At 66.1% G+C, this 24,157-nt stretch carries 19 protein-coding genes and 1 pseudogene; 9 read left to right on the top strand and 11 right to left on the bottom strand.

What is annotated here, in order from left to right:
- Nucleotides 1-12: 12 nt before the first annotated feature.
- The gene (locus BLS91_RS01455) at nucleotides 13-750 is read right to left on the bottom strand and encodes a TetR/AcrR family transcriptional regulator (RefSeq protein WP_092338500.1); all 738 of its coding nucleotides are present in this window, start codon (nucleotides 748-750) and stop codon (nucleotides 13-15) included.
- 353 nt (nucleotides 751-1,103) lie between these two features.
- On the opposite strand from BLS91_RS01455, the gene BLS91_RS01460 reads away from it, so the two are divergent.
- The 3 genes from BLS91_RS01460 (at nucleotide 1,104) to BLS91_RS01470 (ending at nucleotide 9,276) form a co-directional block, all read left to right on the top strand.
- Nucleotides 1,104-6,515 (top strand): peroxidase family protein, encoded by a 5,412-nt coding sequence (locus BLS91_RS01460; RefSeq protein WP_092338502.1) that lies wholly within the window; start codon nucleotides 1,104-1,106, stop codon nucleotides 6,513-6,515.
- Nucleotides 6,516-6,625: 110 nt separating this feature from the next.
- On the top strand, nucleotides 6,626-8,314 hold the full coding sequence (locus tag BLS91_RS01465; protein ID WP_092338504.1) for a multicopper oxidase family protein: 1,689 nt from the start codon (nucleotides 6,626-6,628) through the stop codon (nucleotides 8,312-8,314).
- A 29-nt stretch (nucleotides 8,315-8,343) separates the two neighbouring features.
- A complete protein-coding gene (locus BLS91_RS01470; RefSeq protein ID WP_092338506.1) occupies nucleotides 8,344-9,276 on the top strand; it encodes a hypothetical protein in 933 nt (310 codons plus the stop codon).
- On the opposite strand, the gene BLS91_RS01475 is transcribed toward BLS91_RS01470, so the two are convergent.
- From BLS91_RS01475 to BLS91_RS01500, 6 genes are all read right to left on the bottom strand, one after another.
- Nucleotides 9,239-10,594 (bottom strand): sensor histidine kinase, encoded by a 1,356-nt coding sequence (locus BLS91_RS01475; RefSeq protein ID WP_092338508.1) that lies wholly within the window; start codon nucleotides 10,592-10,594, stop codon nucleotides 9,239-9,241. The two genes, BLS91_RS01470 and BLS91_RS01475, sit on opposite strands and share 38 nt — an antisense overlap.
- Nucleotides 10,587-11,330 carry a response regulator transcription factor gene (locus BLS91_RS01480; protein ID WP_092338510.1) on the bottom strand — a complete coding sequence of 248 codons (744 nt, stop codon included), beginning with the start codon at nucleotides 11,328-11,330 and terminating at the stop codon, nucleotides 10,587-10,589. The genes BLS91_RS01475 and BLS91_RS01480 overlap by 8 nt, the downstream gene beginning before the upstream one ends.
- A gap of 152 nt (nucleotides 11,331-11,482) precedes the next feature.
- Complete coding sequence (locus BLS91_RS01485; RefSeq protein WP_092338512.1) at nucleotides 11,483-12,472, bottom strand: AfsR/SARP family transcriptional regulator; 990 nt, start codon at nucleotides 12,470-12,472, stop codon at nucleotides 11,483-11,485.
- A gap of 102 nt (nucleotides 12,473-12,574) precedes the next feature.
- Nucleotides 12,575-13,162, bottom strand: a complete 588-nt coding sequence (locus BLS91_RS01490) for a hypothetical protein (protein WP_092338515.1) — start codon at nucleotides 13,160-13,162, stop codon at nucleotides 12,575-12,577.
- A gap of 355 nt (nucleotides 13,163-13,517) precedes the next feature.
- Nucleotides 13,518-15,188, bottom strand: coding sequence for a phosphomethylpyrimidine synthase ThiC (gene thiC / locus BLS91_RS01495; RefSeq protein ID WP_092338789.1), 1,671 nt, complete (start codon nucleotides 15,186-15,188; stop codon nucleotides 13,518-13,520).
- Between the two features lie 181 nt (nucleotides 15,189-15,369).
- Entirely contained in the window at nucleotides 15,370-16,197 is an 828-nt protein-coding gene (locus BLS91_RS01500) for a response regulator transcription factor (protein WP_092338517.1), read from the bottom strand.
- Between the two features lie 113 nt (nucleotides 16,198-16,310).
- Here BLS91_RS01500 and hxlB point away from each other — a divergent pair, with 113 nt between their 5' ends.
- The 3 genes from hxlB to BLS91_RS01515 all read left to right on the top strand — a co-directional run bounded on the left by hxlB (nucleotide 16,311) and on the right by BLS91_RS01515 (nucleotide 19,197).
- Nucleotides 16,311-16,898, top strand: coding sequence for a 6-phospho-3-hexuloisomerase (gene hxlB, locus BLS91_RS01505; RefSeq protein WP_092338519.1), 588 nt, complete (start codon nucleotides 16,311-16,313; stop codon nucleotides 16,896-16,898).
- A 70-nt stretch (nucleotides 16,899-16,968) separates the two neighbouring features.
- Nucleotides 16,969-17,592, top strand: a complete 624-nt coding sequence (gene hxlA, locus BLS91_RS01510; protein WP_092338521.1) for a 3-hexulose-6-phosphate synthase — start codon at nucleotides 16,969-16,971, stop codon at nucleotides 17,590-17,592.
- A gap of 174 nt (nucleotides 17,593-17,766) precedes the next feature.
- A complete protein-coding gene (locus tag BLS91_RS01515; RefSeq protein ID WP_092338523.1) occupies nucleotides 17,767-19,197 on the top strand; it encodes an NAD(P)/FAD-dependent oxidoreductase in 1,431 nt (476 codons plus the stop codon).
- 11 nt (nucleotides 19,198-19,208) lie between these two features.
- Here the strand turns inward: BLS91_RS01515 and BLS91_RS01520 are convergent, their stop codons facing one another.
- The gene (locus BLS91_RS01520) at nucleotides 19,209-19,877 is read right to left on the bottom strand and encodes an HAD hydrolase-like protein (protein WP_092338525.1); all 669 of its coding nucleotides are present in this window, start codon (nucleotides 19,875-19,877) and stop codon (nucleotides 19,209-19,211) included.
- A 73-nt stretch (nucleotides 19,878-19,950) separates the two neighbouring features.
- Here BLS91_RS01520 and BLS91_RS20440 point away from each other — a divergent pair.
- Both BLS91_RS20440 and BLS91_RS20445 read left to right on the top strand, forming a co-directional pair.
- Nucleotides 19,951-20,103, top strand: a pseudogene (locus BLS91_RS20440) (aldo/keto reductase); the annotation flags it as partial.
- Nucleotides 20,091-20,243 (top strand): hypothetical protein, encoded by a 153-nt coding sequence (locus tag BLS91_RS20445; protein ID WP_167552405.1) that lies wholly within the window; start codon nucleotides 20,091-20,093, stop codon nucleotides 20,241-20,243. The pseudogene BLS91_RS20440 and the gene BLS91_RS20445, both read left to right, overlap by 13 nt.
- On the opposite strand, the gene nucS is transcribed toward BLS91_RS20445, so the two are convergent.
- The 3 genes from nucS to BLS91_RS01540 are packed head-to-tail and all read right to left on the bottom strand — an operon-like array spanning nucleotide 20,240 to nucleotide 22,608.
- Nucleotides 20,240-20,935 carry an endonuclease NucS gene (nucS, locus tag BLS91_RS01530; RefSeq protein ID WP_092338527.1) on the bottom strand — a complete coding sequence of 232 codons (696 nt, stop codon included), beginning with the start codon at nucleotides 20,933-20,935 and terminating at the stop codon, nucleotides 20,240-20,242. The two genes, BLS91_RS20445 and nucS, sit on opposite strands and share 4 nt — an antisense overlap.
- A 9-nt stretch (nucleotides 20,936-20,944) precedes the next feature.
- Nucleotides 20,945-21,322 (bottom strand): hypothetical protein, encoded by a 378-nt coding sequence (locus tag BLS91_RS01535; protein WP_092338529.1) that lies wholly within the window; start codon nucleotides 21,320-21,322, stop codon nucleotides 20,945-20,947.
- A gap of 59 nt (nucleotides 21,323-21,381) precedes the next feature.
- The gene (locus BLS91_RS01540; protein WP_092338531.1) at nucleotides 21,382-22,608 is read right to left on the bottom strand and encodes an MFS transporter; all 1,227 of its coding nucleotides are present in this window, start codon (nucleotides 22,606-22,608) and stop codon (nucleotides 21,382-21,384) included.
- A 391-nt stretch (nucleotides 22,609-22,999) separates the two neighbouring features.
- On the opposite strand from BLS91_RS01540, the gene BLS91_RS01545 reads away from it, so the two are divergent.
- Complete coding sequence (locus tag BLS91_RS01545) at nucleotides 23,000-24,031, top strand: extracellular solute-binding protein (RefSeq protein WP_092338533.1); 1,032 nt, start codon at nucleotides 23,000-23,002, stop codon at nucleotides 24,029-24,031.
- Nucleotides 24,032-24,157 lie beyond the last annotated feature (126 nt).

A 24,157-nucleotide genomic window follows, 5' to 3' on the forward strand; every position in this document is an offset into this window, starting at 1 on the left:
TGACACTTGGTGTCAAATTGCTGTGGATCGAAGTCGGTTCTCGATCACGCGGGCGACGTCTGCCGGCAGGGCAGAGGCGGAAAAGACCGCGACGAGCAGCTCGCTCGCGCCCCTGGCCGATTCGCCGACGGGTGCAAAGCGATTGCGCACGGCGTGCAGCTGCGCCGCCAGACCGGCCGAATCGAGCACCGCGCTGGCGTCGATGGCGCGAATCATGCGCCGCAACTCGAAGTTGTGCGTGGCCGTGACGGCCGCCGCAAATTGAATCGCCACCACCGGGTCGACACCCGGCAGACAGCGGCGCAGATAGGCCGAGAACGTTTTCTCGTAGCGGGACACCATCACCGTTTCGCGGTCGCGCAGAACGGATGTCTGGCGCACGACCAGGTCGCGCACCCGCACGATCTCGAGGCGCTCCCGAAACCGCTCGAATACGAGCGCGGCCGCATCGCAGACGGCCAGCCAGGGGTCGGGGTGCTCTGTGGCGAAAAACTCGTCGATCTGCTCGAGCAACTCGTCGTGGTCGGCGAAGATCACATCGTCTTTCGAGCGGAACTGACGAAAGAAGGTGCTGCGGGAGACGCCAGCGGCTGCGGCGATCTGCGCGGTACTGGTGGCTTCGTAGCCCTGGGCCTGAAACAGGCTGACAGCGATGTCGGCGACGGCCACGCGGCCGCGGGCATCCGTTTGGTGGGGGGCCGAATCGCGCGCGCGATCTGTGGACGCGGTGGGTGCAGACGGATCAGACATGGTCTGGCGAAAGTAGCACGGAATGAGGTGGGCGGACGCCGGGGAGTGCCGGCCCAAAGTGGACGGGGCCCAGGCCCCGTCCGTGGGCCCAGTTTATAGCCTGGGCCCCGGGACCGGGCCTGGGCCCCGTCCCAGTGGAAGGCGGGCGGGGGGACGGGCGAATGCACAAGGTTTCCATAAGGCCTACATCGCACTCTTACAGCATTCGCTCACCCTGAAGAGATAGGTGCGTCATGAGCAGGTTCGAAGGTCAAGGAATCGTTCGCAGCACGAGAAATACAACCGGAATGCGAGGTAGCCCACCGCCCAACGGCGTTGGAAGACCGAAGAGCGCCTTCCGCAGGACCACTCGCATGGTCGCGGCCGGTATGGCCGTCGTGCTCTATGCTGTGCTCGGACTGTCCACCGCGATCACCGCCACGGCGGCCGTTGCGCCGGTCGGCCAAGGGTTCACGGTCACCACGTCTGACCTCGCCTACATTCTCAAGCAGATCAAGATTGCCGAGGCTCACGCCGCAACGGCAACGCCGGCGAACCCCTGCGGAACCCTGGTCGGCAGCGGCCCCAACCAGATTCCCGACCGGTTGTCGTCCTACGGACTGCGCACCGTCGACGGATCGTGCAACAACCTGATCGCCGGCCGCGAGACCTATGGCGCAGCGGATCAGTTGTTTCCGCGCCTCACGACACCGATCTTCAACGACGCTGACCCGATCACATCGAGCTTCCCCGTCGGTGCCCCTGGTCCGACTAGCTACAAGCAGAAGTCGGGCTCTGTCGTTGACTCCCAGCCCCGCGAGATCAGCAACCTGATCGTGGATCAGACCGCCACCAATCCCGCAGCGGTCGCTGCCGCCGGGTTCCCGGTGCGTACCCAGAACGCGGTCGGCAAGTTCCCGTGCACGACCGACCCTGACCTGACCGTTGATCCGCCGGTCGTGGGCGTTCCTGCAGGTTGTGTGCCCAAGTACGAGACCCTGTTCATTCCGAACGTGACAACCGATGTTGGCCTGTCGCCGCCGTACAACTCGCTGTTCACGCTGTTCGGTCAGTTCTTCGACCACGGCGTCGACCAGACAGTCAAGGGCGGCGGTACGGTGTTCGTGCCGCTGCAGGCGGATGACCCGCTCATTGCCGGACCCGACCATAATTTCGCCACCACGGCCGACAACCTCGACCCGAACCTGCGCTTCATGGTGCTGACCCGGGCGCAGAACCAGCCCGGCGTTGACGGCGTGCTCGGAACCGCCGATGACGTGCAGGACGCGGCCAACACCGACTCGCCCTATGTCGACCAGTCGCAGACCTACACCTCGCACCCGTCACACCAGCTGTTCCTGCGCGAGTACACCAACAACGCTGCAGGCAAGCCGGTCAACACCGGTCGGCTGCTCGGTGGCCTGGCCGGTCCCACGGCCGGTGGCATGGCGACTTGGGCAACGGTCAAGACGCAGGCCAAGGACCTGCTCGGACTGCTGCTTCAGGACAAAGACGTGCTGAACATCCCGCAGATGGCGGTTGACCCCTACGGCAACTTCATTCCCGGCCCGGCCCGTGGCCTGCCCATGTACGTCACACCGACCGGTATGGTCGAGGGCGACATCGCAAATGCTGTCGCGGTGCCAGCCAACGCCATCTATTTCCACACCCCGTTCCTGACCGATATCGCGCATAACGCCGACCCGAGCCCGCAGGATACGGACCACAACCCGGCCACACCGCCGGTTGCCCCGACGCCCGACGTGAACACGACGGCCACCGCCGATTTCGCCAGCCAGCCGGCCGGAACCTACGATGACGAGATGCTCGACCTGCACTTTTGTGCCGGAGACGGTCGCGTCAACGAGAACATCGGTCTGACCAGCATTCACCAGGTCTTCCACTCCGAACACGACCGCCTGGTCGAGGAATTCAAGACCACCCTCACCAACGACGGCACCGTTAAGGGCGTTGCCGCCCTGGCCGAGTGGAAGCTGGCTGCGGGAGCGGGTGCTGGTGTGGGTAGCTGGAACGGCTCGCGCCTGTTCCAGGCCGCCCGGTTCGTCACCGAGATGGAATACCAGCACCTCGTCTTTGAGGAGTTCGGTCGCAAGGTGCAGCCGCTCATTCAGCCGTTCCACGTCTACCACACCGATTTGGACCCGGCCATCAAGGCGGAGTTCGCCCACGCGGTGTACCGCTTCGGCCACTCCATGCTGACCGAGACGATCGCGCGCACCAACGAGAACGGCTCCGGCAACGACATCTCGCTGCTCAAGGGCTTCCTGAACCCGATCGCCTATACCGACGGTGGCCCTGCTGGGCCGCTGACCTCTGAACAGGCAGCCGGAAGTGTGATCATGGGCATGAGTGACCAGGTGGGCAACGAACTCGACGAGTTCGTCACCGACACCCTGCGCAACAACCTGCTCGGTCTGCCGCTCGACCTGGCGACGATAAACATGACGCGTGCCCGCTCAGAGGGTGTGCCAGCGTTGAACGAGGTGCGGCGCCAGATTCACAACGCAACCGGTGACGGTCAGCTGGCTCCCTACACGAGCTGGGCTGATTTCGGTCAGCACCTCAAGCACCCGGAGTCGCTCATCAACTTCGTGGCTGCCTACGGCACCTACCCGACCATCACCGCCGAAACCACGATGGCTGGAAAGCGTGCCGCGGCCAAGGCAGTCGTCGACCCGGGCGTCGGGATATCCCCGAGCGCCGAAGCCATCGACTTCATGAACAGCACCGGTGCCTACGCAACCGCGGAGTCCGGTCTGAACATGGTCGACCTGTGGGTCGGTGGTCTCGCGGAAAACACCAACCTGTTCGGTGGTCTGCTGGGAAGCACGTTCAACTACGTGTTCGAGAACCAGATGACCGACCTGCAGAACGGTGACCGGTTCTATTACCTGAACCGCACCCCCGGAATGAACCTGCGATCGCAGCTCGAGGGCAACTCCTTCGCTGAGATGATGATGCGCAACACGGATGCTTCCAGCCTGAAGGCCGACTCGTTCGCCACCGCAGACTGCAAGTTCCAGCTCGCCAACCTGGCCGGCACGCCTGCCGGTTATGCGGCGACGGGTGCGAGCGTGACGGATGACCCCGCCACGACGGACTGCAACGAGAACCTATTGCTGTTGCGCAAGCCGGACGGGACCATCCAGTACAAGGCGGTCAACTCGGTCGACCCGGTCGGCATCAACGGCCAGTCGGTCTACAACGGCACCGCGGGCGTCGACCGGGTCGCCGGCGGCAACGACAACGACACCTTCCTTGGCAACGAGGGCGATGACGTGATCGAAGGCAGTGGCGGCGACGATATCGCCCTGGGCGGCATCGGCAACGACCGCTTGACGGACTCTGCCGGAGCCGACGTTTCCAAGGGTGGTCCGGGTAACGACTACATCAACACCGGTATCGGCAACGACATCATGATGGGCGGTGACGGTCAGGACTTCACCAACGGCGGAGCCAACGACAACGAGACCTTCGCCGGACCCGGCAATGACTTCGTGAGAAGTGGTGATGGTGCAGACGCGACCTTCGGTGACGGTGGCGATGACTGGATCCAGGGTGGTTCAGGCCAGGACCTGCTGATCGGTGATCACAGTGCGCCCTTCTTCAACGACCCCGCTCAAACCGCTCCCGGCAACGACATCTTTGTCGGCCAGGTCGGCGAGAACGACTACGACGCCGAGGGTGGCGACGACATCATGACCAGCAACGCAGCCATCGATCGGTTCGCTGGTTCAGCCGGGTTCGACTGGGCTAACCACCAATACGACACGGTGGCGGCCGACGATGACATGAACATCAACAACAACCTCATCGGAGTTCCGCTGCCCGCCGTGGTCAACCGTGACCGCTGGCAGGAAGTGGAGGCCAACTCGGGTTCCGCGTTCAACGACGTGATCCGTGGTGACAACGCAGTGCCCAGCACCGTAGGTGGTGCCGGCTTCAGTGGCTGCGACGTGCTCGACCAAACCGGCATTGACCGGATCAGCGGCCTGAGCGACCTTGTCTCGTCGTCGATGTTGACCGTCCCGCTCGCGGGAGTGGAAGCGTTGTCCCCGATGGGTGTCTGCCCGCTCGTTGGCAACGTCTGGGGCGATGGCAACATCCTCCTCGGCGGCCTCGGCAGTGACTCGCTCGAGGGGCGCGGCGCCAACGACGTGATCGATGGCGACCGGTACCTGCAGATTCGCATCAGCGTGCGTGATGACGCCGGTGTCGAAATCGGCAGCACCGACCTGATGGAGCGCCCGTACCTGGCTGGCAGCACCCACACCCTGGAACAGGATGTCGCTGCCGGAGTGGTGAACCCGGGCAACCTGGTCGCGGTTCGGGAAATTATCACTCCCACCGCTGCTCAGTCGGCTGGCAACATCGACTCCGCAGTGTTCTCGGGCCTGACCAGTAACTACGAGGTGACCACCCTGAATGCCGACGGCACTCCAGGCATCTTTGGAGCCGCCGGAACGGTTACCACGGTGCTTGACAACCGCGGCACCGATGGTACCGATACCCTGCGCAACATCGAACGCCTGCAGTTCAGCGACACCGTAGCTCCGGGAGCCCCCACGGCCGTCAACGCAGTTGCCGGTGATGCAACGGCCACCGTGGACTGGGTCGCATCGCTCGTCGGCATCCCCACCGGCTTCTCGGTGAAGGTGCTTGACGCGGCGGGAACCCAGGTCGGTGCGCTGCGCACCGCGGTCGGAACCGCATTCAACCTGGTTGTCACCGGGCTGACCAACGGCTCCACTTACACCTTCCAGGTGTCGGCGAGCAACGCGGAAGGAACGAGCGCATTCTCGGCTTCGTCCAATGCGGTGACACCGTCGGCACCTGTGGTCGCGGGCGCTCCGACGATCGGGACTTCGGTCGCCGGTAACGCGCAGGTGACGGTGAACTGGGCCGCCCCGGCGCCGGTGACCAATGCGGCACCGATCACGGGCTATGTGGTTCGCACCTTCATCGGTGCGGGCACCACGCCCACGGGCACCACGACGGTGGCTAATGTCACCACCGCGGTCATCGGGTCGCTGACCAATGGCACCGGATACACCTTCGATGTCGCCGCGATCAACGCGGCCGGCACCGGAGCAGCATCCGCTCGTTCGGTCGCGGTCACGCCGCGCACGGAGTTCGTGCTGCCGACAGTTACGGCGCGCACGCCGGCATCGGGCGCTCGTTCGGTCAGCCAGACCGGCAACCTGACGGCAACGTTCAGTGAACCGGTCACGGGAGTCAGCAGCACGACGTTCGTGCTGCGGCTCGGTACTACGGTGATCCCCGCCGTCGTGTCGTACAACGCCACGACTCGTGTCGCGACGCTGAACCCGACCGCGACACTGCTCGCCGACCGCAGCTACACGGCTACCCTCTCGGGTATCCAAGATGTGGCGGGCAACACGATGGTGGCCAGTTCCTGGACCTTCATCACCGGCCCGGCACCGACGATCCTCACGAGGACCCCCGCACCGGGAGCCATCGCGGTACGCCGGAACGCCAACGTGACCGTGCTGCTCAGTGAAGACATCACCGGAGTCAGCGCGACCACGGTTCGAATCACTCGGGTCTCCAACGGAGCGCTCATCACCTCGGTTGCGGCGTTCAACGCCACGACCAACGTGCTGACCATCAACCCCTCCGTGACCCTTGCCTCGAACGTTCAGTACCGGGTGGCCATCATCGGTGGCAACACGAGCGTTCGAGACCTGGCGGGCAACCCGCTGGTGACGGCTACGTGGACCTTCACGACCGGCACTGTGCTCTAACCGAACACCAGCAACACGAAGTCGGCCGGCGATTGGATCTCAGTCGCCGGCCGGCTGTCCCCACATTTTGCCGTACAACGCATATCAGTAGAAAGCCTTGAGGAGAGGTCATGACATCACGCAGGGAAGTTTTGCAATTGGGCGCATTCGGGGCGCTCGGTCTGGTCGGAATGGAGGGAAATGACAACGTAGTTCCGACCGTCCCCCTGATCACCCAGAGCCAGCTCGCCCCGCAGAACATGCCGGTGCCCTACGCTGGTGTCTTTCGCCGGCCCCCTGTGCTGGCACCGTATAAAACCGGTTTTGACAACGGTGATCCTTCGCGTCCCTTCGCCTACTACTCGCTCACCGAGAAGCTCGGCCAGGCCCAGTTCGTACCGGGCCTGTCCACCACCGTGGCCGGGTACAACGGCATGTTTCCCGGCCCCACCATTCGGGCCGCACAGGGCACTCGCTGCGAGGTACGCATCCGCAATGCCCTCCCGGCTCAGGGTCTGCTGCACGCCAACGCCTTCCGCACGGTCACGCATCTGCACGGCTCGGCCTCGCTGCCGCAGTACGACGGCTATGCCAACGACTACACGTCTCCCGGTTATGTGAAGAACTACCATTATCCGAACTGGCAGACCGCGCGCACCCTGTGGTACCACGACCACAATCACCACCTCACCGCACAGAACGTGTATTCCGGCCTGGCCGGGTTTTACCCACTGTCGGACGCTCACGAGCGGGCCCAGCTGCCGCAGGGTGAATTCGATGTGCCGCTCATGATCTCGGACGTCATGTTCAACGCCGACGGGTCGCTCGGCTACAACGACAATTCCCACAATGGTCTGTGGGGCGACATCGTGATGGTCAACGGGGTTCCGTGGCCGACCATGAAAGTCAAGCCACGTATTTACCGTTTTCGGGTGCTGGTCGCGTCGATCTCCCGCTCCTTTCGGCCCACACTGTCGACTGGCGACCCGATGTACGTGGTCGGCACCGACGCTGGCATGGTACCCCGCGTGCAGGCGGTCGCCTCGTGGCGGCAGGGCACGGCCGAGCGATACGAGATTCTGATCGATTTCAGAAAGTACCGGGTCGGGCAGACCATCGACCTGAAGAACCTGAGCAATAAGAACAATGTCAATTTCGTGAACACGGACAAGATCATGCGGTTCGAGGTCGTGGCCGATTCCGGTTCGAGTGCGGGCAGTATTTCGGCGATCCCGGCCACCCTGGACGACGGAGGCGCGCTTAATCTGAGCCGCGGCGGCATCGCGACCATGGACCTGACCCCCGCCATGGCCAAGGCCAAGCGTGAACTGAGGGTGGAGAAGGCCAACGGCGTCTGGAAGATCAACGGCGTCACCTGGGACGACGTCGCGGCCTCACGGTTCACCAAGTTGTTCGCCAATCCGCAGCCCTACGATGTGGAACAGTGGACCATTATTAATGCCTCCGGCGGCTGGTTCCACCCGTTGCACGTCCACCTGGTCGACGCCAAGATCATCGCGCGCAACACCAACGGCGGCAAACCGTTCTCCTGGGAAAATGGCCCGAAAGACGTCTTCTACGCCGGCGAAAACGAATCGATCACCGCGCTCATGCAGTTCGACACCGGAGCGGATGCCGGTGGCCGCTACATGATCCACTGCCACAACCTCGTGCACGAGGACCACGACATGATGGTGCAGTTCGCGGTCGGCGACTACCGGGTGAACGACCCGATCAACTCCGATCCTTCCTACCCGGACACCATGCCGCCAGACTTCTACACCCCGGCGTACCTGCCGGGGACGCCAGCCGGCACCTGATGCTGCACGCGCCTCGTCGGAGCCCAGCGGTGCTGCTTGCTCTGCTCAGTGCTGGACTACTGGGTGTATTTCTGAGCGGCTGCACCGCCGGGGCTTCCGTCCCGCCGTTCGGTGTCACGCCGACGGTCAGCGTCACCAATGCTGAAAACGGGTCCGAGATCGGCAACGGTCGCCCGACCGTGTCCTTTGACGGCCCCCTGGTGCAGCGCCGCGTGGTGCTCGCCGTTGAAGCGGATGCTGACCTGCCCGCGTTGCGCGCGCGGCTGGAGCAACGGGCATCCGCTTCGCATCTCGCGCTGACCGACATCTCGCCCGACGTATTGCCGGCCGGGGTGCTCGAACAGGGCGTGCCCCAGCTGACCGTACTGCTGTCGGCAGGCGCCACCAGGGATGAGGCGCGAGCGTTGCTCGCGAGCGATGGACCGGAGTCGATCGATTCGTACTTCGTGCTCAGTGTGCTCGTGCACGACCTGCGTTTCGTCGTGGACTCGGCCGACCCGACCGCCCTGGCCGATGCAGTCGCACGGGAAGGCATCCTCTCGGATGATCTCGGCAACTATGGCAGTGCGATCGGTGCCAACACACTGGAGGTCAGCTACCTTGGAGCGCTGCTCGGCGATGACGTGGTGGCCGACGTACGCGGCGGCATGGCCCGCAGTGCCGGAATCACCGCCGATCAGGTGCGCGTTGCGGCCGGAACGCCGGGTGGAGCCGGCGTGGATATGGCCGCCGAGCCCGAGCCGGCCGCGGTTGTCATTGCCGACAGCGATGCGAGCCACGGGCACGATGGCAGCGTGTCCGCGACAGCCGCGACCTCGCCGGGCCCGGCCGTGAACGCCTGGAGCGTCTACGGCATCGGTCTCACCGTGCTGCTGATCGGGTCCGTCGGCATCATGATCTGGACGGGTCGGCGCCGGTCGGCGGCTAGCGAGATCGAACCGGAGCCACGCGATCGAGAGTAGCCATGACGGAGGTGCCACCGCCCATCCATGAGCGTACCTCAAGGGAGCCCCCGGCAACGTGAATGGTGTCGCGCATGATGCGCAGGCCCAGATGGTTGTCGGGGGCACCCCCGTTCAAATCGAACCCGCAGCCGTTGTCGTGAATGAGCAAAATGGTGCGGTCGTCGTCTTGCATGAGGGTGAGCTCGAGAACACCGGCCTTGGCGTGCTTCACCGTGTTGGCGAGCACCTCGCGGGCGACCCGGTAGAACATGGCGGCACGGTCGCGATCGAGGTCGCAGTTGGCCGGTACGTGAAGTTTGACCTCGATCCCCTGCTCGAGCAGCGGAGCGGTGAGGCGTGTGAGGGCGGCCGGCAGCCCGAGCTCTTCGAGGTCGGGTGGGTACAGCTCGGTGGTCATCGCCCGTAGCGTGCGCACGTTCTTCTGCAGGATGGCTTTGGCCTGGCCGAACAGTGCCCGGTTCTCCGGTGCGGAGTGCCGTTCCTCGGCTTCGAGGGCATAGGACAGCCCGGCAAGGTCTTGAATGACTTCGTCGTGCAGGTCGCGCGCAATGCGCTGGCGCTCCAGGTCGGAGGCATCGATAGCGTGTTGCAGCAGCTTGCGCTTGATGGACTGGTGATTTTGGATGCGCCGGGCCAGCTGCACGGCCGGTATGAGTTGCGCCAGCTGCAGAGCTCCGAGCGACAGCAGGAAGGCCGGGATAAGGCCGAGAAGTACGGTGTCTTGCTCATGGCGCAGGGCATCGTCGTTGAAGTAGGCCTCGAGGATGAACGCGTTGCCGTTGCTCGCGATGGAGCGCACGTAGACTTCGACAAGTTCACCCGAATCGGTTTCATACAGGTCGTCGGGGGCTGTTTGCGTCTCGAGGGTGGCGCGGCCCTGGCCGCCGGCCAGTAGCTCCGGTGCCCAATTGGGGAGGGCAAAATTTTGGCCGACGAGCAGGGGCAGATCGGAGTAGACGATTTTTCCGTTGGCGTCCCAGACCTTGATGCGCACGAGCGACCCATCGGCGAGGCGGGGGGCCAACCGCTCGTCGAGGCGCCGAGTGGATCCCGGATCGCCGGCCACGACGCCGTCAGTGATCAGCGGACCGAGCGAGTAGTCAGCCAGCCGCTGGGTGTGCAACACCGCGTTGGCCATGGCGTTGGCCTCGGACTGCGCGCGCACCCAGAGGGCGACCGGCACGGCGACCAGCACCAGGGCAACGAGTCCCATGAGCAGAAAACGCTGCACCGCAGCGCGCACCTCGGAGCGTTCGGCGGCCTGATGCTCGTCGTGCCGGTTTTGGAACGACGAGCCCGGCCGCCTTCTAGACATGCTGCGCCGGCACCAGACCGAGTCGGGTGGCAATCACGACGGCCTCGAGCTGCGAGTGCGCGCCGAGCTTGCCGAGGATGGCTTTGACGTAGCCGCGGCAGGTGTTCTCGGAAATTCCGAGAACCCTCGCGTTGGCCCGCACGTCGGAGCCCTCGCCCATCAGTCGAAGCACGGCGAGCTCACGCTTGGTCAGCTCGGGAAAGGGGACCTCTTCGCTGCGCTGCCGCCGCCGGGCACTCAATAGGCTAACGAGGGACGGATGCACGAGGAAACCGCCGATGCGCGCGTGCCGCAGGGTGTCGAGCACCGTCGCGAGGGAGCCGTCTTTGGGTAGGAACGCGCAGACCCCGATCGCGGCGGCCTGCTCGAGAGCCTCGAGGGCCGGGTCGCCGGTGAGGATGACAATTCGGGTATGAGGAGCGCGGGCGAGGATGGCTGTGGCCGCGACGAGACCGCTGCCGTCGGGTAGGTGGTAGTCCATGACCACGACGTCGGGGACCAATTCCTGGCAGGCGGCGATGCCGGTGGCCACGCTGTTAGCCCAGCCGACGCTGCACAAATCGGGTTCGCGGTTCAGGGAACCGGTGAGCAGTTCAGCGAAGGTGGTGTGGTCGTCGACGATGAGAATACGAATTTGCCCCATCGGGGTTGTGTCGACCGTGACGGAGCCGGGTAGTGACGCGGTCGCGCTGGTCCCCTGCACGCTGGGTTCGATCGGGTACATCTGCGCGCTCATCTGCGGGGACCTCTCTGCCCGATACTAAGCCTCGATGCTGCCGGAGCACACTGTGCTGTTCCGGTTGGCGAGACCATTATCAGGACAACCCGAGTTTTTGTCGAGTCCTGTCTCTTTGGCCCCCCATGTGGTACGAGGCCGACGGGGCCGGCTCAGGCACGAGTGACGGCGCGTCGCAGAAATGACGTGACAACATCAGTAGCCTCCCGGAGGGAATCCGCGACCGGCTCTGGTCGCGAAGAAGAAGTGGTGGCAGGGCGCCCAGGCTCGCTCGTCGGCGGCGGGCGAAGCTGGTCGTGCAGCATGAGCAGCGCGGACAGCACGTCGGCCAGGTCGCCGTCGCCGTCAGCCGTAGCGTGCAGCAGGCGAAGCTGGGCAGCGTGCAGAATCGGGCCGGGAGCGCAGCCCAACTCGTTCTGCATCGAGCGGCGACACCGGTCGTAGGCTTGCAGGCCCTCGGCGTGGCGCCCGCTGGTCTCCAATCCGAGAATGAGGGCCGTCCAGGCTCGTTCGTTCAACGGCTCGTCGGCCAGTGCGAGGTTCGCGAAATCGAGGGCGTCATCGATGCGGTGCAGGGCTGCAGCTGTTTCCGAAGCGAGAATGCGGGCGCTGGTGAGGCGGGCGGCGTGCAGATCGCGGGCTTCCATTGCCCAGGCCGGCAGAAGTTCGTCGCCGAGCAGCGGTGCGGCGGCGAGGTCCAGAGCGCGCAGCAACAGGGGATACGCGAGGCCGGGAATGGTCTTCTGCGCTCGCTTCAGCAGCACGTCGAACTGGTCAAGGTCGACGTCGACGAGTTCACGGTCCAACACGTAGCCGCCGGTCGTGGTCTGCAGCGGGCCAAATTTTCCCGCGCCGGGCTGCAGATGGCGACGGAGAACGCTGACGTAACTTTCCAGGGTGGGCAGGGCCTCGACCGGAGCGCTCGCGCCCCAGAGCAGTTCAATGAGGCGGTCTTTGGAGACCGGCAGCCCCAGGTGCACGAGCAGAATTTCGAGGATCTGGCGAGGCTTGGGCCCGCCCAGCTGATGGGCGTGCAGCACGGTCGATCCCCGTCGAACGCTGAGGTTTCCAAGTACGTGCACGCTCAAGTGGGCCATGGGTGTCGCGGTGGGCTGTTCTCGGGTGACGAATCCAGTTGTCATGCTGACCTCCACTGTTGGAATGCAACCATGCTGCCCGCTTGCCGATAGGCGGGGGTAGCCGCGTGTGGAGTAGACATTTACCCCCAATTTCGGGGGATATTCTCAGGGTGCGGTGTGGTGCCCCGTTCCGAGCGATAACCGCGCGCCCTGCGGGCCGTCCAGAACCAGGGCGATGGCCTGATTCGGGATCTCAAAGACCAGGGTTGCCAGAACGGATGTCCCGGCCGCCGCCTCCCGCTGGCTCAGGTCGACCCAGAGCGCGGTGGCATGGGATCCGACACCGGACAGGGAGTAGTCGGCGGCGTCGAAAGACAGACCGGCGGCATCCGCTGCGGTCAGTTCGAGCAGGATGCGCACGCGGTGAGCGCCGGGCTGCACAGCGCTGTCGAGCCGGTCGGCTGAGCCAGGCGGTACCCAGCCGTCGGATTCGAGCGGGATGACCGCGCTGATGCGGGCGAGCCCGCCGGGGACGGCGGTCGTGTCGCCAAACGCGGTGCTCGGCTTCGTGCCGGTGAGAAGCAGAGCACAGGCCAGCGCTGCCATCACGAGCCAGACGACGGCCAGCGGGATCAGAATCTTCCGGCGGCGCGGGGACAGGGCGCGGCGGGGCTGCGTCTGCCGAGTGGTTTCGGGATGCTTCGCGCCGTCGTCGAGGCGAACCAGACGCAGCGTCGCGTTTGTGGGAGTCATGGCGGAATCTTGGTGCCGGCACCATGGGAAAACCCTGCTGGGGTGATTGGGTCACCGCTTAGCTACTGATGGTTTCCGGGCCGGGAACGGGTTGGACGTTGCAGTGGGGGTTAGTGGTGCGGCGGCGGGGCGGAGGCGAGAATGGCGAGAACCATGAGACGGAGTGTACCCAGGTGCGCGCCAGACCTGACCGGGCCCGGTCCCGGAAACTGGGCCCATATTCTAGGCCGGGCCCGGGACTCACGGATTGGTGTCCATCGTCAAACTGTGCGTGCCGGCCGATCGCGCTGGCCCGCACGCACAATTCGGCCAGCGCGCCGGCGCGTGCCGCTGGCCGCGCCATCAGCTTCCGCGATCAGTGCTCGTCGGCTCCGAGTACGCGCAACGGCAGGTAGACCGAGCTACCCATCCTGGTGAACTCAGCCGATTTCTCCGCCATCCCGGCCTCGATCGCCTCGAGGCTGGTGAGGCCGTTCTCTGCGGCATACACCCGAACATCTGCTGAAATGCGCATGGAACAGAACTTGGGACCGCACATGCTGCAGAAATGGGCGGCTTTGGCCGGGCCGGCGGGCAGCGTCTCGTCGTGAAAGCTTTGCGCGGTGTCGGGGTCGAGCGAGAGCGCGAACTGGTCGGTCCAACGAAACTCGAAGCGGGCCCGGCTGAGGGCGTCGTCGCGTTCCTGCGCGCGCGGATGCTGCTTGGCCAGGTCGGCGGAGTGTGCGGCGATCTTGTAGGTGATCACTCCGGTCTTCACGTCGTCGCGGTTGGGCAGGCCGAGGTGTTCCTTGGGGGTGACGTAACAGAGCATGGCGGTGCCGGCCTGGGCGATGATGGCCGCGCCGATCGCGCTCGTGATGTGGTCGTAGGCCGGGGCGATGTCGGTGGCGAGCGGGCCGAGCGTGTAGAAGGGGGCCTCCTCACAGAGTTCCTCTTCGAGGCGCACATTTTCGACGATCTTGTGCATCGGAACGTGGCCCGGACCCTCGATCATCACCTGCACGCCATAAGATTTCGCGACCTTGGTGAGTTCGCCCAGGGTGCGAAGCTCGGCGAACTGGGCCTCGTCGTTGGCGTCGGCGATTGATCCGGGGCGCAGGCCATCGCCGAGCGAGAAGGTCACGTCGTAGCGGCGCAGAATCTCGCACAGCTCCACGAAGTGGGTGTAGAGAAAGCTCTCCTGATGGTGGGCGAGGCACCAGGCGGCCATGATCGAGCCGCCGCGGGAGACGATTCCGGTCACCCGGTTGGCGGTGAGCGGCACGTAGCGCAGCAGCACTCCGGCGTGCACGGTCATATAGTCCACGCCCTGCTCGCACTGCTCGATAATGGTGTCGCGGTAGATCTCCCAGGTGAGCAGGGCCGGGTCGCCGTTGACCTTTTCGACGGCCTGGTAGAGCGGAACGGTGCCTACCGGAATGGGCGAGTTGCGCATGATCCACTCGCGGGTGAGGTGGATGTCCTTGCCGGTGGAGAGGTCCATCAGGGTGTCGGCGCCCCAGCGGGCGGCCCAGACCATTTTTTCGACCTCTTCGGCGATCGACGAGGTCACGGCGGAGTTGCCGATGTTCGCGTTGATCTTCACGGTGAAGGCCTTGCCGATGATCATCGGCTCGCTCTCGGGGTGCATGCGGTTGGCCGGAATGACCGCGCGGCCGCGGGCTACCTCGTCGCGCACGAGCTCGACAGAGACGCCCTCGCGGGCGGCGATGTAGGCCATCTCCGGGGTGACGATGCCGGCCCGGGCCCAGACCAGCTGGGTCGCAGCGCCGTCGATGGGCAGCGGATGTTCCCACCCGGCCCGGGTCTTCGGCAGCCCCTTCTCGAGGTCGATCGTGGCCGTGTCATCGGTGTATAGGCCGGACGTGTCGTACAGGTCGAAGTGTTCGCCGTTGCTGAGGTTCACCCGGCGAACCGGAATTTCGAGCCCTGGCCAGGCCGGCACCGGTTCGTAGCGTTTGCTGCTGCCCTGGATCGGGCCGGTGGTGACGGTTTCAGACATGGAGATTTCGTCAATTGTGCGCATGTTCTCGAACTTCCTACGCCGGCATTACCCGGACAGGTTCAACGGTCGACGGCCCTGGCCGTCCTCTCAGCTCGCTGGTGCGCGCTCCCGTGGGTTGTGTGTCTTCTGACTCCTTCACCCTAGCGTGAGTCCTGTCCATGCTCGCGGCGGCCGGCGTGCTGGCGGCGCGCCGGGCATCCGTTCAGCGGGCGAGGGAGGCGAGTTCGGCGCGGGTCGAGGCGCCGACCTTGCGCAGCAGGTTGGCCACGTGGAACTTCACGGTGTTCTCGCTGATGGTCAGCGCCTCGGCAATCGCCTTGTTGCGCGCGCCCGACGCCACAAGCTCGAGCACGCCGCGCTCGCGCGGGCTGAGGCCCCAGGCTGCCGCCGCCGAAACGGATGCCGTGGGCGCGTCGAGCGGCAGCGACACCGCCATCTCCGACCCCCAGCCGGCGGTCGCCTCGACACCCAGCGTTCCGCTGAGCGCCACGACGCGGGCGGCCAGCTGGCGAACGCTCGGAACCTCGGCGTCGAGGTCGCCCGGCCCGTCGTCGCGAATGCGAATCAGCAGGTTGCTGCCGTCGCAGTCCCACTGAACGCGCACCCGCGCGACCCCGGTCTGCTCGACCAGGGCGAGCACGGCGCCGCGCACGATGGCCCTGGCCTCGTGGGCGACTTCGCCGGGCAGTGCGCGGCCGTTGACCGGCGGCTCGATGAACTGCACGTCGAGGTCGCCGAAGCGCACCAGCGGGCGCAGGTCATTTTTGAGACGTTCGAAGGCGCGGGCAACAGGTTCTTCGGTGAGGCTCCGGTCGAGGTCGCTCACCGCGCGCAGGGCGACCATCGCCGCGGCGGCGAGTTCGGTGGCCTTCTGGCGGGCAGCGGTGTCACTCGTGCTGCTCGAGCGCAGCACGGCGAGCAGGGATTCCAGCGTGGTCGCGTGCGTGTCGGTGAGGTCGGCGATGAGCTTGGAGCGTTCGGCGGCCATGCTGCGCGCGGTCTGCACGGGTGAATCGGCGAGGAAGGTCATGCGAATAGCCTATCCGAACCGTCCGTGGAGCCTGCCCGGAGCAATTCGTTTGGGTAGTAAAACCATTCGTTTGGCGGGCCGCACGCCCGCTCGAAGGAGTGGAGTATTGACCTATGACCGAAACGACAACCACCCCCACCACAGCGGATGCCCTCGGTCTCATTTTCGCCGAGAATGGCCGCGTCGTGGACGCGCTGCGGGCGGCATCCGCTTCTGTGGTGCTGGATGACGCGGCGAGCCTGCTCGCTGTGGCACCGCGGGTGTTCGTGCTGGGAGCCGGCCGTTCCGGGCTGGCGTTGAAGATGACCGCGATGCGGCTCATGCACCTGGGCCTTGACGTGCACGTGGTCGGCGAGGTAACCAGCCCGGCGATTGCGCAGGGCGACCTGCTGCTGGTGGCGAGTGGATCCGGAACGACGGGCGCCATCGTGCGCGCCGCCGAGACGGCTCACGGTGTGGGTGCGAACATTCTCGCGCTGACGACGGCGCCGGAGTCGCCGCTCGGGCACCTCGCCGCGGTGACCGTGGTCATCCCCGCGGCCGCCAAGCAGGACCACGCCGGGCAGGTGTCGGCGCAGTACTCGGGCGGGCTGTTCGAACAGTCCGTGCTGCTGGTGGGCGACGCCCTATTCCACACGCTCTGGCAGCGAAGCGGTGCGACGGCCGCCGAGCTCTGGCCGCGTCACGCCAACCTCGAGTAACAAACCGGATAGGGCCCAGGCCCCGTCCCGAAAACCACAGACCGCTTACCCCAATAGAAAGTAGAACCCCATGAAGCTTCAGGTAGCAATGGACGTACTGACCACCGACGCCGCGCTCGCGCTCGCCGCGCAGGTCGCCCCGCACGTCGACATCATCGAGCTCGGCACCCCGCTGATCAAGGCTGAGGGCCTGCGCGCCGTCACCGCGATCAAGGCCGCGCACCCCGACAAGATCGTCTTCGCCGACCTCAAGACGATGGATGCCGGCGAGCTCGAAGCCGACATCGCCTTCGCCGCCGGCGCTGACCTCGTGACGGTGCTCGGCACGGCCGGAGACAGCACCATCATCGGAGCCGTCGCCGCCGCGACCAAGCACGGTAAGGGCATCGTCGTCGACCTGATCGGCGTTGCCGACAAGGTCACCCGCGCCCGCGAGGTCACCGCGCTCGGTGCCCAGTTCGTCGAAATGCACGCCGGACTCGACGAGCAGGCCGAGCCCGGATTCTCGCTCGCGAAGCTGCTCAACCAGGGCGAAACCGCCAAGGTTCCGTTCTCGCTGGCCGGTGGCGTGAGCCTGGCGACCATCGCCTCGGTGCAGCGCGCCGGGGCATCCGTTGCCGTCGCAGGCGGCGCCATCTACGGCGCCGATGACCCGGCCGCCGCCGCTGCCGCCCTGCGCGCCGCGATCATCTAGAGTCGCGTCTTCTCGGTGCCGTCCCGCTTCGCGCGGGGCGGCACTTTCGCGTTAACGTCCCGGTCGCATCAAGCGGATGCACGCGCCACGCGCCGCCGTGCGGTGGGCGCCGCTAGGCTGGTGGCGCCCAGACCAGGTGGCGGCACCGTCGCCGCGAGAGGACGCGCATCCCGCATGACCAGCACAATTTTCGACCGAGCCCGGCCCGCGGCATCCGTTGTCGCAGCCTCACTCGTCGGCACCCGGCAGGGCTCCTTCTGGCTCGACGACCTCGCGCCGCGTGCGAACTACCCTCGGCTCTCCGGCAACCTCAACTGCGACCTGGCGATCGTCGGCGGCGGCTACCTCGGCTTGTGGAGCGCGGTGCTGGCCAAGCAACAGAATCCGGCGGCGCGCGTGGTGCTGCTGGAGGCGCGCACGGTCGGCTGGGCGGCATCCGGTCGCAACGGCGGTTTCTGCGAGGCGAGCCTCACCCACGGCGAAGAGAACGGGCGCACGCGCTGGCCGCAGGAGATCGACCGGCTGACCGAGCTCGGCAATGAGAACCTCGACGAAATCGAGCGAGCCGTGGCCGCACTCGGCCTGGACTGCGATTTCGAGCGCACCGGCGCCATCGACCTCGCCATCGAGGACCACCAGATCGAGTGGCTGCGTGAGGAGACGACCGACGAGAACACCGTGTTTCTCGACCAGGCGGCCGTGCAGGCCGAGGTCGCGTCTCCGACCTTCCTGGCCGGGGTCTGGCACAAGCGCAGCAATGCCCTCGTGCATCCGGGCAAGCTCGCCGCCGAGCTGGCTCGCGTGGCCACCTCCAGCGGGGTCGAAATCTTCGAGAACTCGCTCGTGCAGAACCTCGACACGACCGGACTGACCGCGGCGCAGGGCACCCGGGTTGTGACGGCGGGCGGCTCCGTGACTGCCCAGAAGACGGCTCTGGCCACAAACGTCTTTCCGTCGCTACTCAAGCGCAACAAACTCGCAACCGTGCCGGTCTACGACTACGTGCTCATGACCGAACCACTGAATGCCGACCAACTCGCCGCGATCGGCTGGCAGCACCGGCAGGGGCTCAGCGACCTGGCTAACCAGTTTCACTACTACCGGCTGAGCGCCGACAACCGCATTCTGTTCGGGGGCTACGACGCCGTCTATCACTACGGGCGTAAGGTGCGCAGCGGGTATGAGAACCGCCCCGAGACCTTCGCCAAGCTCGCGAGCCACTTCTTCACGACGTTTCCGCAGCTGGCCGGGGTGCGTTTCAGCCATAAGTGGGCCGGCGCCATCGACACCTCCACGCAGTTCTGCGCGTTCTTCGGCCAGGCGCGCGGCGGGCGCATCAGCTACGCGGCTGGATTCACCGGCCTCGGGGTCGGCGCCACGCACTTCGCCGCTCAGGTCATGCTCGACCAGCTGGCTGGCCGCGCCACCGAGCGCACTGAACTGGCCATGGTGCGCGGTCGTCCGCTGCCGTTTCCGCCGGAGCCGATCGCATCCGTTGGGATTCAGGCCACGCGCTGGGCGCTCAACCGGGCCGACCACAACCGCGGCAAGCGCAATGCCTTGCTGAAAACCCTCGACGCGCTGGGCCTCGGCTTCGACTCCTAGCCGCTAGTGCGTCAGCCGAGCAGCAACCGGCCGAGCTGGTCGGTCGAGTGCACGACCGCCGTAGCAGCCTCGGCCTCAGCCGGAGAGCCGTAGCCCCATTCCACCAGAATGGCCGGAATGCCGTTGGCCTGGGCGCCGATGGCGTCGTAGCTGCGGTCGCCGACCATGACGGCGCCGCTGGTGTCGACGCCGGTCGCGGCCAGCTGGGCGAGAGCCTCGGCGACGATGTCGGCTTTCTTGCTGCGGGTATCATCGGCGGAGGCACCGACCGTGGCCGTGAAATACTTCGCCAGGTCGAAGTGCGTGAGAATGGCGATGGCACTCAGCTCGGGCTTGCTGGTGGCGAGGGCGAGCGGGATACCCGTCGCGTGAATGCGCTCGAGTAGACCGGCGATGCCGGGAAAGACAGCCGTGTCGAGGGCAGCAGCGCCGTGATACTCAGCCCGATAGACCGCGATGGCCTCCACGGCTTCGTCTGCGGTCATTCCCGCATATTCCTGGAAGGCGTCGAACATGGGCGGTCCGACGTAGGCGAGCAGTTCGGCAGCGGACGGAACCGGACGCCCGAGCAGCGTGAAAGTGCGAGCCAGCGAGCTGGTGATCGCCGGGGCGGAATCGGTGATGGTTCCGTCGAGGTCGAAGAGAATGGCGCTCCAGGTGCGCGTCAATGTTGCGTTCATTCGGCATAGCCTAGGTGTTCTGGAGGCAATGTACCCCATTTGCCCATTCTGCTCAGCCTTTCCACGGTTAAACGCGGTCGAGGCTGCGCTGTCGATCGGCGTGACCGTGTTCGACCACGCCGACATCTACCGCCATGGCAAAGCTGAGACGGCGTTCGGCGAGGTACTGAAACGCTCGCCGGGACTGCGCGAGCGGATAGCGATCCAGACGAAGTGCGGCACCCGGCGCACATCGACCCGGTGCTCGGATCGAGCGACCCGGCGCGCATTCGCGCCTGCGGTGATGCCGCCGCGCAGGCTGCGGCGATGACCCGCGACGAATGGTTCGCGCTGTATATCGCGGCGCGCGGGCGGCCGCTGCCCTAGAAGAGCTTCGAGGCCGTGTCGTCGAGGCCGCGCATGGCGTCGTAATCCAGCAGAAGGCAGCGGATGCCGCGATCCTCGGCCAGCTTGCGGGCCTGCGGCTTGATTGTTTGCGCGGCGAACACCCCGGTCACAGGCGCCAGGTGCGGGTCGCGGTTCATCAGCTCGAGGTAACGGGTAAGCTGCTCGACCCCGTCGATATCGCCGTTGCGCTTCAGTTCTACCGCGACGGAACTTCCGGCGGCGTCTTGCGCGAGGATATCGACCGGCCCGATCGCCGTCATGTACTCGCGGCGCACGAAGGTGAAACCCGCGCCGAGCAGATGGATGTGCTCGGCCAGCAGCTTCTGCAGGTGCGACTCGGCGCCGTCCTTGATCAGGCCGGGGTCGATGCCGAGGTCGTGGGCGCTGTCATGCTGCACCTCGTAGACGCTGACGATGAGCTGGTCGGCGGTTTTGGCGTGGGTGACCGTCCAGAGGGCGGTGATTCCGGCATCCGCTTGGTCGTCGTCGGGCTCGGAAATGGTGACCGAGCAAGGCGGGCTCATCCAGTTGAGCGGCTTGTAGGAGCCGCCGTCGGAGTGCACGAGCACACTGCCGTCCGACTTGATCATGAGCAGGCGGGTGGCCAGCGGTAGGTGGGCGCTGAGACGCCCGGCATAGTCAACGGAGCATTTCGCAATTACAAGGCGCACCGGTCGAGTTTACGGGTTCTTGTCGTTGGTCGGCGTCAGGATCTCGCCGACGTAGATGACGGAGTTGCAGCTAAATCCGCCACTGGTGAGGTTCGATTCCAGCTGCCAGTAAGCCCGGCCGAAGCGCTCGCAGACCAGACCACCCACATCGCCCTCGACCGCGGTGTAGCGCAGCACGCCATCGGCATCCGTTTCGACCGTGCCCATGGCACCCTCCATCGCCCCGATGTCGACGATGGGATCCGGCGTGGGGGCGGGCGAGTGGGTCGGGGCGATTTCGGTCGGAGCGAGTTCGGGGGTGGCCTCCGCCGCGCACGCCGTCAGGAGCATCGTTGCCGCAAGGGCGCTGATCAGAATCAGGGTTCGACTGTGAGGGTTTCGGGCCATCGGTCCAGCTTGGCAACGCGCACGCGCCGCTGCCAGTCGGCTTCTTGGGGGACGAGCGGTCAATCTCGGGCGGATGCCTTCGGCCGGGCGGCCGGGGCCGCCAGCCCCGCCAGCACCATCAGCACCAAGATCAGGTAGAGGGCATTGAGGATGCCCCAGGACTCGCCGAGCAGGCCGAGCACGGGAGGCCCGACCAGGAACGCGAAGTAGCCGATGATGGCCACCGCGCTCACCCGAGCCGCGGCGTTTTTGGTGTCGTCTGCGGCCGCGGACATGCCCACCGGAAACCCGAGCGAGGCGCCGAGGCCCCAGAGCACGGTGCCGACGAACACGAGCGGGGTGTTCGGCGCGAGGATGAACAGCACGAGCCCCGTAATGCCGATTCCCGCGCAGGCGCGCAGCACGACAACACGGCCGAACCGGTCGAGCACGGGCCCGCCGATGACGCGACCCACGGTCATCGCGGCCACGAATACGCCGAAGACAATCGCCCCGTCGGTGTTGCTGAAGCCGTGTCCATCGACCGAGGCGAGGGCGAGCCAGTCGTTCGCCGAGCCCTCGGCGAAGGTCATGCCGAGCACGATAACCCCGATCAGCAGCAGTTTGCGGTCGCGCCAGACGGCGAGGCTGTCCCGTAGGCGCTCGCGCCAGGCGCGTGGCGGGGCATCCGCTTTATCGGTGCTTTCGACGCTCACTGGAAGAAACCGCACGGCCACGACGATCGTGCCGAGAACCAGCACAGCCATGACCAGCAGGTGCCAGAACACCGATACCTGCCAAGCGGATGCGGCGGCGCCGCCCAGCGCGCCCGTCACCGTGCCAAGGCTGAAGCAGGCGTGCATGAGCGGCATGAGCGTGCGGCCGATGGCGCGCTCGGCCGCTGCGCCCTCGACGTTCATCATGACGTCGAGGGATCCCATGCCGATGCCGAACACGGCGAGGGCCGCAAACACGAATGGGGCGGAGGGTACGAGGCTGACGCCGACGCCCATGAGAACGAGACCGGTGGCCGACAGGGAGACGCTGACCAGCATGGCCCGGCGGGCGCCGAAGCGAGCGAGCATCCCGGCAGCGATGAGTAGCCCGATGACTGAGCCCGCCGAGAGCCCGAAAATGAGGATGCCGACCTGAATGGTGTCGAGCCCGAGGCCGTCGCGCACGGCGGGAACCCGCGACATCCAGCTGGCCAGGCCGAGCCCGGCCACGAAGAACGCGGCAAAGACGGCGTTGCGCCAGCCGATCAGAGCGGGGCGCGTGGTGGTCACGGGAAATTCAGAGGAGGTCATCGGGCACACGGGTTCTCAAGCGGCGGGCGGACGCCTCGACAGCGGGTGGGTGGAAGTCTTAACGCTACAACGAATAGCGCGCGCAGAACGAGAAATGGCACTCGGCGCGCGAGAGCCCGGCTGGTGCCCCCTGGCGCGGGGGCTGGGCTCGTGGGTGAGGTGCCAGAGCTTGCCCCATCAGGCTCGCGTGAGACGGCATATCGAGTGCACTCCTGGCGGTTCTCGCCCAGGACCTGGCTAACGCTTCTGTCTCAGGACATCCCTGACCGCTCCGCCTCGAGACCTCCCCGCACCCGACCGCATGACGCCGGAAGACCCCGCCGATTCGCTCCCCACAGCGACTTAGCGTAGCCTTACCTTAGTCGTTCAAAAACCCCGTCCTTGGAGTCCTATGCGCATCCCCCTCTCTGTCGCCGCGCTCGTTGCCGGCGCCACCGTTCTTGCCCTCGCCGGGTGCACGCAGGCCGCCGAGTCGACGGCAAGCACCGCAGACGGCGCCTTCACCCTGTACTCGGGTCGGGACGAAGCGCTCATCCAGCCGCTCATCGACCAGTTCGAGGAGCAGAGCGGCATCAGCGTCGAGGTGCGTTACGGCAACACCGCCGAGCTCGGCGCACTCCTGCTCGAAGAGGGCGACGCCACCCCCGCCCAGGTCTTTCTCGCCCAGGACGCCGGAGCGCTCGGCGCCCTCGCCAATGCCGGCCTCTTCGCGACGCTGCCCGCAACAACGACCGATGCCGTTCCGGCCGGCTTCACCTCGACCGACGACACCTGGGTCGGCGTCACCGGCCGTGCCCGCGTGATCACCTACGACAGTGAAGCGCTCGCCGCAACCGACGTGCCAACATCCGTTGACGCGTTCACCGACCCGGCCTGGTCCGGAAAGTTCGGTATCGCGCCGACCAACGCGAGCTTCCAGGCCTTCGTCACCGCCTACCGGGTGCTGAACGGTGAAGAGGCCGCCGACGAGTGGGTCAAGGCCGTTGCCGCCAACAACCCGGTCATCTTCGACAACAACCGCGCTATCCTTGCCGCCGTCAACGACGGGGTCATCGAGGCCGGACTCATTAACCACTACTACTGGTTCGCCCAGGCCGCCGAAACCGGCGAGGCCAACATGCGCGCCCAGCTGTCGTACCCCGAAGCCGGCGACGCCGGATCCATCGTCAACGTCACCGGCGCCGGCCTGCTTGCCGGCGCAGCAGACGATGCCGACGCCCTTGAGTTCATCGACTACCTCGTGGGCGCCAAAGCGCAGCAGTACTTCGTCGACGAGACCTACGAGTACCCCCTGATCACCGGCATCGACGCCCCGGCCGGACTGCCGGCGCTCGACTCGCTGGTCAACCCCGACCTCGATCTGGCCGACCTCGACACCCTCGAAGACACCCAGGCCCTGCTCGGCAAGCACGGCCTGATCTAGCATTGAAGTAGTGAAGGCGCGGGTGCGGGCTCAGGTCGGCAGCCGCGCCCTACCCTCCAGCGCCTTCTCTCAACTGCTCATCACAGCGGATGCCCCCACCCCGCTCAGCGCGCGTCCCGCAGGGCC

It is taken from the genome of Cryobacterium flavum, assembly GCF_900103805.1.
Lineage (GTDB): Bacteria > Actinomycetota > Actinomycetes > Actinomycetales > Microbacteriaceae > Cryobacterium > Cryobacterium flavum.